Genomic DNA, 19,380 nt, shown 5'->3' on the forward strand with positions numbered 1-19,380 from the left:
TTTTTAATTGCAGCCAATTTAGAATCACAAATGATTTTTTACTAAGCTGCTTGTTGATGACGGTTTAAAGAATATCGCTGAATTTATTGAGAGTCGCTTATCTAGTTATGAGCAATTAATAGATAAGGTTTTTAAATTAAATAATTGTTTTAATTTAGAGGGTTAGCCTTAAACCTTATAATGCTAATATAAGGTTTAAAATGCTTTTTCTATAAAAGAAAGTGTAGATGTGATACGGTTTATAAAAATAAAAATACGTAAAGACTATGAATTATCAAATCGGACCTTGGCAATTTATTAGTAATCGCTGTGTGATTACTTCAAACCATTTAGAAAGGGAATTAGAGCCACTCTTAGTAAAGCTATTACTTCACTTTATAGACAAGCCTCAACAAATTGTTTCCCGCCAAGAGCTTATTGAGAGTGTGTGGCAACAGAGCTTTGTTGATGATAATGCGATTAACCGTGCAATCTCAGAGTTAAGAAAGCAGCTTGCCCACCCAATTGAAAAAGCGCCGCTTTTAAAAACGCATTACCGTAAAGGATATAGCCTAACAGTAATACCTGAGCGTTTAACGCAAGCAAACGTTTCCAAAGAGTCTGCAAACATTTTGCCTGACTCACCGGGTATTTCTGCCAAAAATGAAGAGATAGCTACTGCAACTACTTCTCAACCAGTTCAAAGAAAGAATAGTAAAAAGTTTTTGATTTATTCTTTACTCGTCATTATTTGCCTGTGCTTTTTAGTATGGTTTGGGTTGTTTTTTATTAATGCACCTTCTAGCGAAAAGATTAAACAGATCACGGTTAATAAGGTAGCAAGCACGTGGAATATAGGCAGTGAGGTTCACCCTGAGATGTCCTCAGATAAACAATATTTAGCTTATACAAATGTTGAACCTGAAAATGACATAATGCATGCATTTGTAAAGCGACTATCTGATCAAAGGGAAGTTGAAATTACCTATCCTGGCTTTCAAGTATCTATTTTATCGTGGCAGTTAAATCAGCACTCTGTGTTGTTACAAGCGACCAACTTAAAGCAGCAAAAGTGTGAAATGGTTCTCGTTGATTTAAGCCAGTTTCCTGTTATAGGAGAGGCTACTTTAATTAAAAAGTGCGACCTTAGATACACAGGTTATGCGCAAGTAGACGAAAGTGGTGAGCATATTTATTACACCGAATATAAAAATGAGCATGAGGGTTCAGGTTTATATAAATATGATTTAGAACTTAAAAAAGAATTCATAGTGATCCCACCACCAGGCGTCATGTATGGCGTAATCATGCCTCGTTTATCTCATTCTGGTAGTAAAATAGCATATGTACTTAGTCAAAAGGGTAAGCCTTTTTCTGTATTTAGCTACAACTTTGAGACTCATGAAACCAAGCGGTTATTTAAAGCAAAGAAAAGCATAATTAGCTTCGCGTTTGACTGGCTTGCAGACGATAAAGGCGTGATTGTTTTTGAAGACTCTGAGCTTTCAACCATTGTGTTTGATGAAAATAATATTATTAAACGCACACTAACGGTTACCCCAGCAATTTCACCTTATTATATTGCAGTTCACTCTGATAACAGCCTATTTTACTCGGAAAATATGACACAGGCATACTCGCTGATTAAAGCTACAGACCCTTTTGGTGATAATCCTGAGTATGAAGCACTTTATAAAAGTGATAAAGACGAGTACAACATTGCTGAAATAATTAATAAGGAAGGGACAGCACATGTTTTTGTATCAGAGCGTTCTGGCAGCAGTCAATTGTGGCTCTCTCAAAATGGTCTTACAAAGCAACTTAGCTTTTTTAATTACGATGATGGCTCATCAACTTTTGTATTAGGAGGACTAAGATCCTCTCCTAATAAGCAACGCATGATATTCATGAAAAATAAAGGCTTTTCACTTTATGACGTAAACGCTCAAAAATTTTATCCATTTGAAGAATTTAATAAGCATAAAATAGTAAGCTATATTTGGTCAAAAAATAACGACAGCATTATTTATGTTAAGCGACTTGGTTCAAAAAATATATTGGCAGAATTTAATTTAGTAACACGTGATACACGTGTAATTGAAGGTATAAAAGCTAATAAACTCATTTCAGATAGTAAAGGTAACGGGTACGTAACCAATGATAATCAGTTAATTCGCCTTTCAGATAGGCAAAGCTGGGAATTACCTAAAAACGCCAAAAAGTCAGTTGCATATGGAGTTAGCAAAGACTATTTCTATTATTCAGATTCTATTTCTAGAGTCGCTAGACTAAATTTACACGATCAAACTATACAAGATATACACGTGGACTTTCGACCTATTGGTTTTGAAGTGAGTTCAGATAACGAAATTTTATTCACGGGTGCTAAATACAAAGATATGCAAATTATACAAATTAGTTGGGATGAATAAAAAGTTTATCAAGGACTAACAGTCGGGAGCTAAATATAAAAAACACCAAGTAGTTAAACTACTTGGTGTTTTTTATTGGTATTAAAGCAATGGCTTTAAGTAATGCCCAGTATGTGAACGCTCACATTCGGCTACTTCTTCAGGCGTGCCTGCAATGAGTATTTCACCGCCGCCAGCTCCGCCTTCAGGTCCTAAATCGATAACCCAATCTGCTGTTTTAATTACATCGAGGTTGTGCTCAATAACCACAATTGTATTTCCGTGGTCGCGCAAGCGATGAAGTACAACAAGCAGCTGCTCAATATCAGCAAAGTGTAAGCCTGTTGTTGGCTCATCTAATATGTAGAGTGTTTTACCGGTATCACGCTTTGATAGCTCGCGTGCTAGTTTTACACGTTGCGCTTCACCACCTGAAAGCGTGGTAGCGGCTTGACCTAAGCGGACATACGATAAACCAACGTCCATTAGGGTTTTAAGCTTGCGGGCAATAGCCGGTATTTTGTCGAAATACTCATGCGCGTCTTCAACAGTCATCTCAAGTACTTGGTGTATGTTTTTACCTTTGTATTGTACTTCGAGCGTTTCACGGTTATAGCGTTTGCTCTTACACACATCACACGGTACATACACATCAGGTAAAAAGTGCATTTCAACTTTAATTAAGCCGTCACCTTGGCACGCTTCACAGCGTCCGCCTTTAACGTTAAAGCTAAAGCGACCTACTTTGTAGCCACGTGAGCGCGCTTCTTGTGTACCTGCAAATAACTCACGAATGCCGGTAAATATACCTGTGTAGGTTGCCGGATTTGAACGAGGAGTACGACCAATCGGACTTTGATCAATATCAATCACTTTATCAAAATGATCTAAACCGCTAATTGATTTATACGGTGCCGCTTCGGCAGTGGTTGCGCCATTTAGCTCTGTATGAGCAAGTTTAAATAAAGTGTCGTTTATTAGCGTTGATTTCCCTGAGCCCGATACACCTGTCACACAGGTCATTAAACCAAATGGGATTTTTAAATCCACATTTTTAAGGTTATTACCCGTTGCGCCAAATAGCTCTAGCCATTTGTCGTTCGTTGGGTGACGTTCTTTTGGTATTTCTATTTTACGTACGCCTGATAAAAATTGGCCCGTAACAGACTCTTTGCTTGCTAAAATATCATCGCGTGTACCTTGTGCAATAATATGCCCACCATGAACACCCGCACCTGGACCAATATCAATAATATGATCAGCAGCACGAATAGCATCTTCATCGTGCTCTACCACAATAACGGTGTTACCTAAGTCGCGTAAATGGATTAGTGTTTGTAGTAAGCGGTCGTTATCGCGTTGATGTAGCCCAATTGATGGCTCATCTAGTACGTACATTACACCTACAAGACCGGCACCAATTTGACTGGCTAAGCGGATACGTTGAGCCTCACCACCTGATAATGTATCGGCGCTGCGCTCAAGTGATAAGTAATTTAGGCCAACGTTAATTAAAAACGATAAACGGTCGCGAATTTCTTTTAATATTTTTTCAGCTATTTGGCCTTTTTGTCCGGTTAACTCTAAACCTTCAAAAAATTCCATGGCTTCACCAATACTCATGCATGTGATTGCAGGTAAGTTGGTTTGTCCAATAAATACATTTCGAGACTCTTCGCGTAAGCGCGAGCCATGACAGCTAGGACACGCTTGGCTTGTTTGGTATTTAGCAAGTTCTTCGCGTACAGAGTTTGACTCGGTCTCGCGGTAGCGGCGATTCATGTTATTTAAAACGCCTTCAAACTCATGGTTACGCGTAATTAAATCGCCACGGTCGTTACGGTAATTAAACGCAATTTTAGTGCTACCAGAGCCATCTAAAATAATTTTTTTCGAGTCGCTGTCTAAATCTTGATAAGGCACGTCTAAATCAAAATTGTAATGATCCGCAACCGCTTGCAGCATTTGATAGTAATAAAAGCTGCGTTTATCCCATCCTTTAATTGCACCGCCAGCAAGGCTTAATTCCGGGTTATGCACTACGCGATTAGGATCAAAATATTGACGTATACCTAAACCATCACAGGTTTGACACGCACCAGCTGGGTTATTAAACGAAAACAAACGCGGCTCAAGTTCAGTCATTGCATAACCACAAGTAGGGCAGGCAAAATTTGCTGAAAATAGAATCTCTTCAGCGCTGCTATCATCCATATATGCTACATGTGCAACGCCATTAGACATTTCAAGTGCAGTTTCGAACGATTCTGCTAAGCGTTGTTGTAAGCCATCTTTTACTTTAAATCTGTCTACAACAACTTCTATTGTATGTTTTTTATGAAGCTCAAGCGTTGGAGGATCAGACAAGTCACATACTTCACCGTCTATACGGGCGCGAATATAACCTTGGCTAGATAGCTGTTCTAATAACTTAACATGCTCACCTTTACGCTCTTTTACTATTGGCGCAAGCAGCATTAATTTACTGCCCTCAGGTAGAGCCAAAACAGTATCTACCATTTGGCTCACTGTTTGCGCAGCAAGTGGTAAATCATGTGTAGGACATCGTGGTTCGCCAACGCGGGCAAACATGAGTCGTAAGTAATCGTAAATTTCGGTAATAGTACCTACGGTTGAACGCGGGTTATGAGACGTTGACTTTTGCTCAATAGAAATGGCAGGAGAGAGGCCTTCAATGTGATCTACATCAGGCTTTTCCATAAGCGATAAAAATTGTCTTGCATACGCAGAGAGTGATTCAACATACCGGCGCTGCCCTTCTGCATAAAGTGTATCAAATGCAAGTGATGACTTCCCCGAACCAGATAGGCCAGTAATAACTATTAATTTATCACGTGGGATGGTTAGGCTGATGTCTTTTAAATTGTGCGTGCGGGCGCCTCGGACTTCAATGTTTTCCATGCTATCTCGTTTATTACCAAAATTATTTACTCAGTATCGCATAATACGAAGCAATATTAATCCTTGATCAATGAAAAATCCTTACTTATAGGCGATTAATTATTGCCAAGCTTATGGTAGAATCCCAACCTCAATTTTTCATAGAGTAAGATCACGCAGATAATGACCGCATCTTCACTTAATTCACGAGAAAAACGCGCCGCTGTATCACTGGCGAGTGTGTTTGCATTTAGAATGCTCGGCTTGTTTATGCTGATGCCTGTATTGGCTATTTATGGACAATCGCTTGAAGGTTTTTCGCCTATTTGGATTGGTTTTGCCATTGGTGCGTATGGTTTAACGCAAGCTGTATTACAAATACCTATGGGTCGATTATCCGATAAGATTGGCCGTAAAAAGGTTATTGTTGGTGGCTTAGTTGTATTTGCCATTGGCTCTGTAGTTGCTGCATTAGCTGACTCTATACAAATGGTTACCGTAGGCCGCGCTCTACAAGGTATGGGCGCAATAGCCAGTGCGCTACTCGCGTTTGCTTCAGATTTAAGCCGCGATGAGCAACGACCAAAGGTAATGGCCGTTATTGGTATGAGCATAGGAATGAGCTTTGCCTTTGCTATGTTACTTGGACCAATTGTTGCAGCTTCGTGGGGTATTGCGGGTGTATTTTGGTTGACTGCTATTTTAGCTGTCTTTGGTATATTTATAGTGACCATGCTAGTGCCAAAGGCGGTAAATAAAGCGCCCAAAGGCGATACATTAGCAAGCTTTAGTGACATTAAAAAATTAATTAAGCACCCCCAGTTAGCACGATTAAATGCAGGTGTATTGTTATTGCATTTAACGCTAACCACAATTTTTGTGGTACTGCCGAGTCAATTAATTAAAGATGGCTTGGTTGCCGACCAGCATTGGTATTTGTATATTCCAGTGCTATTTTTAGCATTTTTATTAATGGTACCAATAATGATTGTGGCCATTAAAAAAGAAAAAGAAAAACAAGCGTTTATTGGCTCAGTAGCCTTGTTAACTATTAGTATGTTAGCAATGTCGGTATGGGTTAATAGTGTAGTAGGCATTGCTGTGTGTATGCTGCTTTATTTTGTGGCGTTTAACTTTTTAGAAGCCACTATGCCTGCGCTTGTATCGCGAATAGCACCTGCAAGCCAAAAAGGTTCAGCAATGGGTGGCTACTCATCTAGTCAGTTTTTAGGCGCCTTTTTAGGCGGTATGTTAGGTGGCTATGTAGCACAAACTACAACGACGCAAGCTGTGTTTGCGGCAGCGGCACTTGTTGGGTTAATATGGCTTATTATTGCGTGGAAAATGCAAGTCCCACCCAAAAGTAAAGTTATTAGTTTAATGACCAAATTAGATTCTGAAGAGCATGCTCAAACGCTTGCTTCTCAGTTAGTTGCTTTACCAGGCGTAATAGAAGCAACTGTGGTTCGCGATGAAAGTCGCAGCTATTTAAAGATTAATGATAAAGAATTTGACCTAGACCAAGCGCGTAAAGTAGCTGGTTTAATCTAACATTTATAGGAGATGGTTCCATGGCACGCGGTGTGAACAAAGTAATTTTGGTTGGTAATTTAGGGCAAGATCCTGAAGTTCGTTATATGCCTAACGGCAACGGTGTAGCAAATATTACCTTAGCAACTTCAGATAGCTATAAAGATAAAAACACTGGCCAAATGGTTGATAAAACTGAGTGGCACCGTGTTGTATTTTTTGGCAAGTTAGCTGAAATTGTTGGTGAATATTGTCGTAAAGGTTCACAAATTTATGTTGAAGGTAAACTTCAAACACGTAAGTGGACCGATCAACAAGGCCAAGAAAAATACACTACAGAAATAGTTGTAGATGGCTTTACTGGTCAAATGCAAATGTTAGGCGCACGTGGTGGCGATCAACAAAGTGGTGGTTACCAAGGTAATCAGCCGCAAGGTGGACAACAAGGTGGTGGTTACCAAGGTAATCAAGCGCAAAGTGCTCAACAAAGTGGTGGTTACGGCCAAAATAATCAAGGCCAAAATAACCAGCAACAAGGTGGTTATGCTCCACAACAGCAAGCAGCACCTGCAGCGCAACCTCAGTCAGCGCCAGCACCACAACAAAATAATCAATACCAACAACCGCAAGGCGGCTTTGCACCACAACAAAATAGTGCACCGCAGCAACAAGGTGGTTTCGCTCCTAAACCACAAAGTGCTCCGCAAGGTGGCGCATCAAACCCAATGGAACCAACCATTGACTTTGATGACGATATTCCGTTCTAGCTTACGTATAATCTAAAAGTGTAAATATAAATCGCTTTTAATTAAAGTGTTAAACGAAACCCAGTGTAAAAACTGGGTTTTTTTAAAAGATGTAAAAATGACATGGTGTATCTATAAAACACTATGTCACTATTATCTAAACAATTAGCCATGTAACTGAAGCTAATGTTTATATCAATATTATTAAAATATGACTCATTCTTGCGAGCTAAATAACTTATCTACTTTGTTTCTTCTCTGTTGTAGAAGTATTTGCCAATCGTATCAGTTGCTCATTTTATTTTATGTAATTTGTATTAGTTGATATATAAATGATTGCAATCTATCCTCTACAGACTTTTTTAAATGAAGCTATGGGAAATATGAAAACTCATATCGTAACAGTATTTCTATTTTTTCAGCTTTTTAGTGCTAATTTGCATGCTCAAGTATCATCCGAGACTACGCAAGTTCTATTAATTAATTCTATAAATCAAGATATGCCATGGCAGAAAAGTGTTGAGGTTGGATTACGTGCAGAATTAACTAGACAAGCTTTTGACTTTGATCTCTTTGTTGAAAATATGGATGTTGGTCGCTTTGATGAAGTACAGCAAAAAAGTGATGAAACTGTATTTACAGCAAAAGTATCAGAACAGAAAAATTGATATCATTGTTACTCAATCGGTATCAGCTGCAGCGTTATTGACTGAATTTTATGGTTTTTTCCCAGATGTACCAAAAATATATCTAGAGCCAGGCGCTAATTTTACAGTACCTGAGAGTATCAATACGGTTACAATAAATGCTAAATTAGACTACAAGCAGGCAACTCAAGATGCAGTTAATTTAATAAACCCAAAAGAGCTCATTGTTATTTTAGATACGACGAATGACATGGGGCGTAATTTTTATCAAAATCTTCTTCCGGTTATTGGTAATGATTTTCCTCATTTGAGGATAGAAAAATGGTTTGATGTGCCAACCGAGACCTTAATAAATAAATAAAATAAATAATGCCCCATCTGATGCCATTGTATTGTTTACTCCTATTTTTCGAAAGTATAAGGGGAAGCAGTTAAGTCCTTTTCAGTTTGTAAAATTACTAACAAGTGATAACCAAGCTCCTATTTTTAGTTATTGGCATGCGTTATTAGGTTCTGGTATTGTTGGCGGGTACTTATTATCGGGCGAAACCATTGGTAATCGCATCGCAGAATCAATCATTTTTTTAAGGAAAATAAAAGCTTAAAACCGATTGATGATGAAAAACTCAGTGCGCACTATTATGATTGGAGACAATTAAAAAAGTTTAAAATAGATCCTCAACGTTTACCCCAAGGGTCGATGCTTTCCTATTACGAACCTACCTATTTTGAAGAAAACAAAATGCTTATTTATAGCGCAATTATTATTATATTAACGCTAAGTAGTTTTTTAATGTTTTTTTAATTTTGAATAGCAAACGCGTACAGCTGTTAAAAGAGTTAGATAGCGAAAAATTAAAACTAGAATTTCGTGTTGAGCAACGAACCAAAGAGTTATTAACAGCAAAAGATGAAGCGGAGCATTTAGCTTTGGTTAAATCAGAGTTTTTGGCTAATATGAGTCATGAGATAAGAACCCCAATGAATGGAGTTATAGGCCTCACCAATATTTTACTTGAAAGTGAATTGCCACTAAAACAAAGGCAGTACCTAGATAAAATTAAATACTCTTCGGATCAATTGTTAATCGTGATAAACGATATCTTAGACTTTTCTAAAATTGAATCAGGAAATACTAACCTCGAAGAATTTCCTTTTTCGGTTAACGCTGTTGTAGATTACATAAAAACAACGTTTGAAAACCAAGCTCAGGACAAGGGCATTAAATTTATAGTTAATGTAGCGTCAAATGTTCCACCTGATTTAGTCGGAGATGTTGTTCGCATTAATCAAGTGCTATTAAATTTATGCTCTAATGCAATAAAGTTTACTTCACACGGGAAGGTGTCTGTTTGCATTCATGCAGAGCAAATACTGAACGATGATGAATCAATATTAATACACTTTATTGTTAAAGATTCAGGCATTGGTATCGCACCTCAAAACGTATCTCACTTATTTGATGCATTTACGCAAGAAGATAGCTCTACGACCCGAAACTTTGGCGGCACAGGATTAGGTTTAACAATAAGTAGACGTTTGTGTAAGTTAATGGAAGGCGATATTTCTGTCGTAAGTACGCAACATTTAGGCAGTGAATTTACTGCATCAGTGAAAGTAAAAGTTAATAAGAAAATTGTTATTGCAGATTCTTTCAATTCAATTCAAACCAGTATTTTAGATTCAAAAAATTCAGCTAATCATCCATCTTTAATTGGTTTAAAGGTGTTAGTAGCCGAAGATAACGAGATTAACAAATTAGTTATTACCGCAATGTTGGAGAAAAAAGGTGTGGTAATTCATTTAGTCGATAATGGGTTTGAATGTATTCAAGCCCATAAATCTCAACAATTCGACTTGATATTAATGGATATCCATATGCCAATTATGGATGGTATTGAAGCGAGTAAAATGATACGAAATGACAGCGATAAAACGATTGCCAATATTCCAATCATCGCTTTAACAGCTAATGTTATGGAAAATGATATTGCATACTATTTATCCGTTGGCATGAATGCACATGTGGCCAAGCCGACCAAAGCATCTGAGCTGTATCGTATTATTGAGCAGTGTTTAAAAAGCAACTCAGATTATTTCGATAAAACACAGTAATTAAAGAGATTTAAGGAATCTAAAAATATATATAGTCGTTTAATTTTGTTGACTTCAATTTAATATAAATTAAGTGTTTATGTCTTATTTTGTGATATTAAAATAGATCAAATTAGGCCCATAAATGCTGAGCATATGATAGCCGTAGCTGGCTAACGAAAATAAATTTAAGTACATTATGGTTCAATGTGTTAGTAAATTATTTAGTCACGATTCAGGTTAAATATACTGTTTGCCTGTCGGGATTATTGATCAATGCTCTATTTAGGAGATCTATAGAGAGTCAGTGGAATGATAATCATTGCTTTAGATCGCTTAAATTCATAATTCCTCGTTTATATAGAGCTTTTTTAAAATTAGTAATGAACATTTAAACTTGCTTTATTGACTTGTGCTAATGGGGATCTTGAACAACACTTTAGTTATTAATTTAACGAGTGGGCAAGCTATGCAAAAGGAAAGGTTCTGGATTTTTAATCAATTTAAAGTCATCTATTTTTCCCTACTTGCATTAATAATTTTGGGTTTTAATTTTATTTTGAATGATGCATTACATGAAAAAATACATCACTCAGGCCAGCTATTAGTTAAACAAGTTTTTGAACTTGAAATAGCCCCTTCTTCAAATAATAAGATACTTGCTGCCCTCGTAAAAAATGAAGGGTTTATGCTTAAGCCAAATTCATCTCCTACGCACTTTGGTCATATTATAAAGTTAGAGCGAGAGGTCTTTAACTATAAAACGCTGAGCTTAAATCTATACCACCCTCCTGTATGGATAATAGAAAGCTATTTATTTATATTGCTTAACTTGGTTATTTTTGGAGCTGCTAGCTGGTTTTATCGTTGGTGGAACACGTTACATATCAACAATATTTCACGTTCGAAAAACTTACTCGCCAGCACAACTCCATCAGTTAAAGAGCACAATACACAGGTTGTTAAAGTATTAAAAAATTTCGAATTAAGCTCGCTGTACACAACAGCACCTGTATGTCACAGCTTGTTTGTACTGGTTCAATGTAATTGCCATTTTGATAACAATATTGATAAAGAAGCCAGTTTTGAAGTGTTAATGGTGAAAAACTTTTCTGAATTGAGTGGTGTTTCAGTAAGGTTATTAAATTGTGGTAACTTAGCGATTACATTATCAGAAGTTCCTTTTTCAGAACTTGAACGATATGTACAACACTTACATAAAAGTATTTTTTTAGCATGCAGAAACTATCAAAAAAATATCACCAGAAAAGACATTAAAGTCGGTGCATGTGATTATCGGCTTAGAGCCGATCAAGCAACTGTTTATCAGCTTGCAAAAGCTGCGTTAGCTTTATCTCAACGTAGCTTGTTAAAGCATTGTCATCGATTACCCCTAAATCAAAGCCAAACACGAGTACTTTCTAGTAAACAAGTTATCGATAATATTAAAAAGAATAAATTTATACTTTTTTTCAGCCTCTATTTGAACTCTCAAGTGGCGATATTTTACAACATGAAGTATTGCTTAGAGTTAGGCACAGTAAGCATGGTTTGATTGCTGCTCGCTATTTTATCGATCAAACGTATAGCCGCCAAGATACTTTAATATTAGATAAAGGTGTTTTAATTCAAGTTAAAAAATTACTATTAGCAGAGCCTTCGCAATTAACCGTAAGTGTTAATTTATGTTCTGACAGCTGGATAAACAAAAAGTTTTGGAGCTGGTTTAGCGTTCAAATTAATGATTTTAAACTAAGTAGTAAGTTACAATTTGAAATAAGTGAAGTCGAGTTTTTTAATCATCATGAGGCTTTAAAGGACGTATTTATAATAATGAAAAAAGGAGGCTCTCGAATTATGATCGATAATGTAAAGTGTAGTGAAAATTTAATGAAGTTAGCTGACCACCAAGAGGTGTGTGGGTTAAAGTTATCGTATGAGTTAGTACATCTAGTGGATGAAAAAACACAAAACCAAAATCAAATAAAAACAATTATAAGTATAAGTAATACATTAAACTTACCTGTGTTTGCGGTGGGTGTTGAAACTCAAAAAGAGCTATTAATGCTAACAAAATTAGGGGTAGCAGGGGCTCAAGGGTTTTATTTTTCAGAGCCGTTAGAGGAACTCACTCAGGCGGTATTTCATTAAATCAGACCTCTATACCTTAACCCGTTTAAACCTTGCATTCCTCCTGTATGTATCGCCATAATCTTACTACCTGTAGGGAAAAAATCTTTTTCAATTAATTGCCAAAGTGCATACATCATTTTACCACTATAAATTGGCTCCAAAGGAAGTTGATGTTCATCACTCATTTTTTGACAGAACTGCCATAGTTCGGGTGTGAACTTACTATACCCTCCATCGTGAAAATCAGTGAGTAGTTGCCAATTATTTTGCTTATCGGCTTTATTACTTAATTTACATACCTCTTTTTTTAAGTAATCTGCTTGTTTTAATACAGCAACCCCTATTATTTGGGTGGTTTCTTCACTGCCTTCAATTAGACCCGCTAATGTACCGCCACTACCTGTAGGACAAATTAGGTAGTCATGCTTAGGAAGGCTTTTGCTAACTCAGCACAGCCCAATAGAGCAAAAGAGTTAGTACCACCTTCAGGAAGTATATAGGCATTAGGAAAGCGAGCTTGAAGTGACTTTAAGTAATCATCATCGTTTCGTCGTCGGTATTCAATACGATTAACAACGTGCAGCTTCATTCCGCATTGCTTTGCAAATTCAAGTGTGGGGTTATTACTGTCGAGCTCAGGGCCTCGTATAATTGCGTGCGTAGTTAAACCAAATTCTTTTCCGGCAGCAGCACAAGCATGAATATGATTTGAAAAGGCGCCTCCGAAAGTCAGTAATTCAGTTTTTCCAAGTTTCTGCATATTGGCTAGATTATATTTTAATTTACGCCATTTATTACCACTTATTAATGGGTGTATTAAGTCATCTCGTTGAATACTCACAGAGATATTTTTGTTTTTTAGAAGCTGAGAGTCTATTTTTTGAATATAATTATTTTCTTTTATTTTTAATTGCTTAGACATTTTATCTTCTGTTTTTGTTTAGTGCATTGATAATAAATATATGATTAATCCGCAGCCTACTTAGGGTTAATCTATTATTTTAGAGTGCTACATTGTATTTTTAAAGGTGCACCATAGGCAAGTTATCTACACATGTAGCGTATCAATACATGGATGTAGAAATATCTTAGTTTATGCTTGGGCAACTAAGCATTAAAAGCCTTATCGTGATTTTTATAAAGGTATATGAACGTTGGATAATAGATTTAAATATCATCATAGCTCTATGTTTTAAGGTATGTTTTCCTTACGGGGGTTGAATTTTCAGCAGCAGGTTTGGTTTTTAGGCAAGGCAGAGTCTATGTGTGTGGTTATACCAACCTGCGTATATAGGGTTTATTTAACGATAATAAAATAGCGCATAAAATTATTCGATAAGCAGCATAAATGCCAACTGCGTTGTCCTTTGGGATCGTCCTTGGGGCAATTTATTTTTATTTATTCTTACATGGATGTAAATCAGTAGAGTAACGCAGAAGCCGTTACTAAGCCTACTAGGTTACAAATTTCGCGCCGCGATTAAATAGCCCCTAGATAGAACAAGTTTTATTCTTAAAAGATCAACAGGCTCTGGTAAGTCCCTTACCTAGAGTTCAGGTTAGGTCGCGTTATTTATAAAGTCATATTTTTAAATGCAATACAAAAGTCTTGTTAATACTGAAAAGACGGGAAGTGAACTTGTAGCTATTTTATAATTTTGCCGCTTAAAGGGAAATGATCGGGTTATTTACTGGCGTGGTACACGTGAATAGTTGTAAACTCAGATAATAATTGAACAAAGCTTGTATTTTGTGCTGCAAGTACATAGCATAAGGCTTTAATTATAAAAAATAATAACGACCAAATAATTGCCGCTTTTTGGGACTGGAATATATGCGAATTACTCCTTTATCTCTGTTAATTTCAGCTAGTTTGTTAGCTAGTAGTGCATTTGCACAAGATACAGCAACTGTAACTGGAATTGAGTCAGAAATTAGTATTAAACAAACAGAATACGATAACTCGACAAGAATACTTGATAAACATCTTAAAGAAGAAAATCAGTTACAAACTCAACTGGAGTTACTTCGTTCTCGTTCAACTGAATTAGATAAAGAAAAAAACCAAGCACTTGACGCAATGAACGAAATGTATCGTCGCTTAATTGACGATCCTACGTTAGATATCAGTACAACTCAGTCGCGTTATCAAAAAGCGGTGGTTGATCACAAGCAAAATAAAGACGATATTTCTATGCAGTTGGCGGCAATTGCATCCCACCGTAAAGACATTGAACAGATCCGTGTTGCTAAGCATACGTTACTAAACACCTTAGAGAGTTTAAAAGAGCAACTAACAACAGCGCGAGTTGAACGTTTACGTAATGAGTTTACGCGCGAGGGTACGCTAGAAGTTAATCATACAATTAACTGTAAACGCACCGAAACACTTGCAGCTTGTGAACAACGCGGCCAACAAATGGGCTTACAAAAAGCAACAAAACGTTTTGTAGACCAAATTTTTGCCAACTTAACGGAAGAGCGCTTAGTAGAGCCAAAACGTAATATGGCGGGCGCTCAAGTACAAATTTTAAGTAGTCATGTAGTGAGCAGCGCATTTAGTGGGCAAGGTAATTACAACGTTAATTTAAGCGTCACAATGCGTGGTGAAGTCAACAGCAGTCGTTTATGTAACTTACTAAGTGTTGATAACCATTATTGTTCTGAGTATGGGACACCACTTACCGCTGTGTATCAGCCAGCTTATGGCACTACTTTTTCAGATAGTCAGTTAACATTCAGTAATAGCGCGGATAATAGCGCAACAGTTCAGGTATCTCGTTTAGATGAGCCGTCAGTAAGTAATTACACAATGAAACCTGTTGCTAGCAATAATCGTGTAATTACCACAAATGATAACAATAAACAGGTAGAGTTAACGCTTCGCTCTAATGTGTACGACGACGAAGTTTTTATTGATGGTGTTAGTTTTGGTTCTACTCGTTTAGTAACTAGTTTACCGCGTGGAGTTCATAATGTAGAAGTGCGTAAGCTGGGTTACAAGCCCTACCAAGCGCGTGTAGATTTAAATAAAGCACAGACTATTCATGTAAATTTAGTAAAAAAGCCTGAGTCGATTGCTGCACCGACATACACTCGTGAGCAAACAGAAGTGACTACCCGTCAGGTTAATGAAAATATAAATGTATTAAATGAAAATGTTCAGACCGCTGTTGTTGTTATTCCAGCAGGCAAGTTTAAAATGGGCGATATTAACGGCAATGGTTTAGCGAATGAGCGTCCGGTTGTTGAAAAAGTGATCGCCAATTCATTTACGATGCAAAGTCGAGAAGTGACCGTTGGAGCCTACGAAAAATTTGTAGCAAATACCGGTTACAAAACACAAGCAGAGCAAAATAAAGGGTGCGCATATTATTTAAATGGCGAACCAGTATGGGAAGCAAACTTAAATTGGCGCAATCCAGGATTTGATCAAAATAGTAACTTTCCTGCTGTATGCTTAACCTATAACGATGCTAAAGCGTATGCAGAATGGTTATCAGGTCAAACCGGGCAGCAATTTCGTTTACCTAATGAAGTTGAATGGGAATATGCTGCACGAGCCGGTACTGAAACCGAATACCCTTGGGGTAACGAAATTGGTAAAGGTTTAGCTAACTGTGGTTGGTGTGGTAGTGAATGGTCAAATAAGCGCGCTGCACCAGTTGGTTCTTTTTCACCGAATGCATTTGGACTATACGATACCGTAGGTAATGTATGGGAATGGACCAATAAAGAATCAGGTGAATCTGATATTGCAGTAAGAGGTGGGGCGTGGAATTTTGCACCAAGTCTTGCTCGTGCTTCAACGCGCTTAATTTTAGCACCTGATTTTAGATCTAATTACATTGGTTTTCGTCTAGTACGTGAACGATAAAATTTAAGAAGGAAGCTTAGCTTCCTTTTTTCACAAATTTACAAAGGCAGCTGCGCTTTATATTGCTCACATAACTAAGCATGTTAAAGTAAGGCAGCTAACATAAGAACGTATTTCAAAGGTCATCCAGCCTCATGTTTAAAAAACTCCGTGGTATTTTTTCTAACGATCTATCGATCGATTTGGGTACAGCCAATACCCTAATTTATGTAAAAGAAGAGGGTATTGTATTAAACGAACCTTCAGTTGTTGCTATTCGCCAAGAGCGTGCTGGTGGACCTAAAAGTGTAGCCTCAGTAGGAACTGAAGCAAAGCAAATGTTAGGTCGTACGCCAGGTAATATTAAAGCAATTCGTCCAATGAAAGATGGTGTAATTGCTGACTTTTATGTAACAGAAAAAATGTTACAGCACTTTATCAAGCAAGTGCACAACAATAACTTTATGCGCCCAAGTCCACGTGTGCTAATTTGTGTTCCATGTGGTGCTACTCAAGTAGAAAAACGAGCAATACGTGAATCTGCAATGGGTGCCGGTGCTCGTGAAGTTTACTTAATTGAAGAACCAATGGCAGCCGCTATTGGCGCAGGCTTACCAGTATCAGAAGCAACCGGTTCTATGGTTGTTGATATTGGTGGCGGTACAACTGAAGTTGCTATTATTTCACTTAACGGTGTTGTTTACTCATCATCTGTACGTATTGGTGGCGATAAGTTCGACGAAGCGATTATTAACTATGTGCGCCGTAACTTTGGTAGCTTAATTGGTGAAGCAACAGCTGAGAACATTAAGCATCAAATTGGCTCTGCGTTTAAAACTGACGAGCCAATCGAAATTGAAGTACGTGGCCGTAATTTAGCTGAAGGTGTACCACGTTCATTTACACTTAACTCACACGAAATCTTAGAAGCGCTACAAGAGCCATTAATGGGTATTGTAAGTGCAGTTATGGTTGCACTAGAACAGTCTCCACCAGAGCTTGCGTCAGATATTTCTGCGCACGGAATGGTATTGACTGGCGGCGGTGCATTGCTAAAAGATTTGGACCGTTTATTGATGGAAGAGACGGGTATTCCGGTTGTTGTTGCCGATGATCCACTTACATGTGTTGCACGTGGCGGTGGTAAAGCGCTGGAAATGATCGATGTTCATGGTGGTGATGTTTTTAGTTACGATTAATGAAATTAATGTTTGGACGAGCCGTCTCCTTACAACTGCGACTTTTTGTCGCAGTGTTTTTGAGTATCGTACTCATAATTGGTGATAGATACACACAAGGTGGTACGGTTGTTCGTACTAGCCTCAATACCCTCGTTAGCCCGTTAATTTATGTTGCTAATTTACCATACGAACTTTTTAGTTTTAGTGCCAAAAGCCTGCATACACGGGATCAACTTCTTACTGAAAACGAAGCGCTTAAAAAAAGCAAATGTTACAAAGTGAGCAACTTCAGCAATATCAATTCTTAGCCAGAGAAAATCAAAAACTTCGTGCCTTACTTGGCTCATCGGCAAAGCAGTCTAATCGTAAAATTATTGCGCAAGTGCTTTCAGTTCATTCAAATCCATATAGTCACCAAGTGGTAATTAATCGTGGTACAACCGATGAACTCAGTGAGGGGCAAGCCGTTATTGATGAAATGGGAGTGGTAGGGCAACTTACTAAAGTAGGATCGACGACATCACGGGTATTGCTAATGACAGACACCACGCATGCTACGCCGGTACGTATTTTACGTAATGATGTGCGCACCGTGGTCGAAGGCATTGGTAAAATTAATGTCGTTAAACTCTCGCATGTGCCACATAGCTTAGATGTGCGTATTGGCGATGTACTCGTTACGTCAGGTTTAGGCGGCACATTCCCAGAAGGCTACCCCGTGGCTGTTGTAACTGAAATTAACCGAGATGAAGGTCAGCCATTTGCTCAAGTATATGCCGAGCCAATTGCTCAGCTAGATCGTATTCGTTTATTAGTTATTTTGTGGCGCAATAAGCAGGAGCGTCTAAATAATGATTAGCCGTTATTCATTGTTAATAGGGTTGAGCATATTTTTTGCCTTAGTTATGGCGTTAATGCCATTACCTTTTTCGTTTGAACCATTTCGCCCTGATTGGGTATTACTTGTTTTGATGTATTGGTCACTTGCATTACCGCATCGTTTAAATATTGCTACAGCATGGGTGGTTGGCTTATTAATTGATTTAGCTTCTGGTTCGCCACTTGGTGTGAATTCACTGACTTATTCGATTTGTATTTTTGTAACTGCAAGCAATTTCCAAAAAATTCGTAATTTTTCGCTTTGGCAGCAAAGCTTATTAATTGGTTTGTTTTTAACGCTTTATCATTTAATGCAGTTTTGGTTAAATCACTTTTTACTCGGTGTTTATTTTAATCCACAATATTTATGGCCAGTGCTTACCGGTATGGTGAGTTGGTTTTGGGTATTTTCATTACTTCGTAAGTACCGCAGACATTTTAGGATCAGGTAAATGACTACCTCAGTGTATTTGGCATCAGCCTCTCCCCGCCGTAAAGAATTACTAAATCAGTTAGGCATCGAGTTTTCGCAATTTAGTGTTGATGCAGACGAAAGCCAGTTGCCTAATGAGCAGCCGCATAATTATGTAGAGCGTTTAGCGCGTTTAAAGGCAAGCTTAGGTGTTGAGCTTGGCTATACCGACCGACCGGTGCTTGGTAGTGATACAGTGGTTGTTATTGATAACGAGTCTTTATGTAAGCCTCGTGATGAAGCTGACTTTACGCAAACATTAAAGCGCTTATCAGGTAACACACATCAAGTGTTAACGGCTATCGCATTTGCTAGTAAAGATAAAATACTTAGTTGCGTAGTAAGTACTGACGTTACGTTTAAAACCCTCACCGATGAAGAAATAAAAGCATATTGGCTAAGTGGTGAACCACAAGATAAAGCCGGTGGCTATGGAATACAAGGTTTAGGGGGTCGCTTTGTTACTCATATTTCGGGTAGCTATTTTTGTGTTGTAGGCTTACCTTTATATGAGACCGAACAATTATTACAAGCATTCTTAAGAAGGTAAC

Annotated in this window: 13 protein-coding genes and 2 pseudogenes; 13 read left to right on the forward strand and 2 right to left on the reverse strand. The window is 37.7% G+C overall.

Features of this window, described 5'->3' with window-relative positions; genetic code table 11:
- Positions 1–266: 266 nt before the first annotated feature.
- The gene (locus P4S71_RS11240) at positions 267–2,411 is read left to right on the forward strand and encodes a transcriptional regulator (RefSeq protein WP_337150673.1); all 2,145 of its coding nucleotides are present in this window, start codon (positions 267–269) and stop codon (positions 2,409–2,411) included.
- Positions 2,412–2,492: 81 nt separating this feature from the next.
- Here the strand turns inward: P4S71_RS11240 and uvrA are convergent, their stop codons facing one another.
- Positions 2,493–5,312, reverse strand: a complete 2,820-nt coding sequence (gene uvrA, locus P4S71_RS11245) for an excinuclease ABC subunit UvrA (RefSeq protein WP_149602040.1) — start codon at positions 5,310–5,312, stop codon at positions 2,493–2,495.
- Between the two features lie 162 nt (positions 5,313–5,474).
- On the opposite strand from uvrA, the gene P4S71_RS11250 reads away from it, so the two are divergent.
- The 7 genes from P4S71_RS11250 to P4S71_RS11280 all read left to right on the forward strand — a co-directional run bounded on the left by P4S71_RS11250 (position 5,475) and on the right by P4S71_RS11280 (position 12,459).
- A complete protein-coding gene (locus P4S71_RS11250; RefSeq protein ID WP_007378610.1) occupies positions 5,475–6,842 on the forward strand; it encodes an MFS transporter in 1,368 nt (455 codons plus the stop codon).
- A gap of 20 nt (positions 6,843–6,862) precedes the next feature.
- Entirely contained in the window at positions 6,863–7,588 is a 726-nt protein-coding gene (ssb, locus tag P4S71_RS11255) for a single-stranded DNA-binding protein (protein ID WP_007378609.1), read from the forward strand.
- A gap of 311 nt (positions 7,589–7,899) precedes the next feature.
- Positions 7,900–8,235 carry a hypothetical protein gene (locus P4S71_RS11260; RefSeq protein WP_337150674.1) on the forward strand — a complete coding sequence of 112 codons (336 nt, stop codon included), beginning with the start codon at positions 7,900–7,902 and terminating at the stop codon, positions 8,233–8,235.
- The gene (locus tag P4S71_RS11265; RefSeq protein WP_337150675.1) at positions 8,171–8,575 is read left to right on the forward strand and encodes a hypothetical protein; all 405 of its coding nucleotides are present in this window, start codon (positions 8,171–8,173) and stop codon (positions 8,573–8,575) included. The genes P4S71_RS11260 and P4S71_RS11265 overlap by 65 nt, the downstream gene beginning before the upstream one ends.
- A gap of 446 nt (positions 8,576–9,021) precedes the next feature.
- Positions 9,022–10,329, forward strand: coding sequence for an ATP-binding protein (locus tag P4S71_RS11270; RefSeq protein WP_337150676.1), 1,308 nt, complete (start codon positions 9,022–9,024; stop codon positions 10,327–10,329).
- A gap of 538 nt (positions 10,330–10,867) precedes the next feature.
- Positions 10,868–11,863 (forward strand): hypothetical protein, encoded by a 996-nt coding sequence (locus tag P4S71_RS11275; protein ID WP_337150677.1) that lies wholly within the window; start codon positions 10,868–10,870, stop codon positions 11,861–11,863.
- Entirely contained in the window at positions 11,830–12,459 is a 630-nt protein-coding gene (locus P4S71_RS11280) for an EAL domain-containing protein (protein ID WP_337150678.1), read from the forward strand. The genes P4S71_RS11275 and P4S71_RS11280 overlap by 34 nt, the downstream gene beginning before the upstream one ends.
- On the opposite strand, the pseudogene P4S71_RS11285 reads toward P4S71_RS11280, so the two are convergent.
- A pseudogene (locus P4S71_RS11285) lies at positions 12,456–13,363 on the reverse strand (1-aminocyclopropane-1-carboxylate deaminase/D-cysteine desulfhydrase). The gene P4S71_RS11280 and the pseudogene P4S71_RS11285 sit on opposite strands and share 4 nt — an antisense overlap.
- A gap of 912 nt (positions 13,364–14,275) precedes the next feature.
- Here P4S71_RS11285 and P4S71_RS11290 point away from each other — a divergent pair.
- The 5 genes and pseudogenes from P4S71_RS11290 to P4S71_RS11310 all read left to right on the forward strand — a co-directional run bounded on the left by P4S71_RS11290 (position 14,276) and on the right by P4S71_RS11310 (position 19,379).
- Complete coding sequence (locus P4S71_RS11290) at positions 14,276–16,318, forward strand: SUMF1/EgtB/PvdO family nonheme iron enzyme (RefSeq protein WP_337150679.1); 2,043 nt, start codon at positions 14,276–14,278, stop codon at positions 16,316–16,318.
- Positions 16,319–16,452: 134 nt separating this feature from the next.
- Positions 16,453–17,496, forward strand: coding sequence for a rod shape-determining protein (locus P4S71_RS11295; protein ID WP_002958401.1), 1,044 nt, complete (start codon positions 16,453–16,455; stop codon positions 17,494–17,496).
- Positions 17,496–18,337: pseudogene (gene mreC, locus P4S71_RS11300) on the forward strand (rod shape-determining protein MreC). Before P4S71_RS11295 ends, mreC begins: the two are co-directional and overlap by 1 nt.
- On the forward strand, positions 18,330–18,809 hold the full coding sequence (mreD, locus tag P4S71_RS11305; protein ID WP_007378603.1) for a rod shape-determining protein MreD: 480 nt from the start codon (positions 18,330–18,332) through the stop codon (positions 18,807–18,809). Before mreC ends, mreD begins: the two are co-directional and overlap by 8 nt.
- Positions 18,810–19,379: a Maf family protein gene (locus tag P4S71_RS11310; protein ID WP_008137331.1), complete on the forward strand. Its 570-nt coding sequence runs from the start codon at positions 18,810–18,812 to the stop codon at positions 19,377–19,379. It abuts the gene before it with no gap.
- The last annotated feature ends 1 nt before the right edge of the window (position 19,380 follow it).

The sequence above is a fragment of the Pseudoalteromonas sp. B62 genome, assembly GCF_037162565.1.
GTDB lineage: Bacteria > Pseudomonadota > Gammaproteobacteria > Enterobacterales > Alteromonadaceae > Pseudoalteromonas > Pseudoalteromonas fuliginea.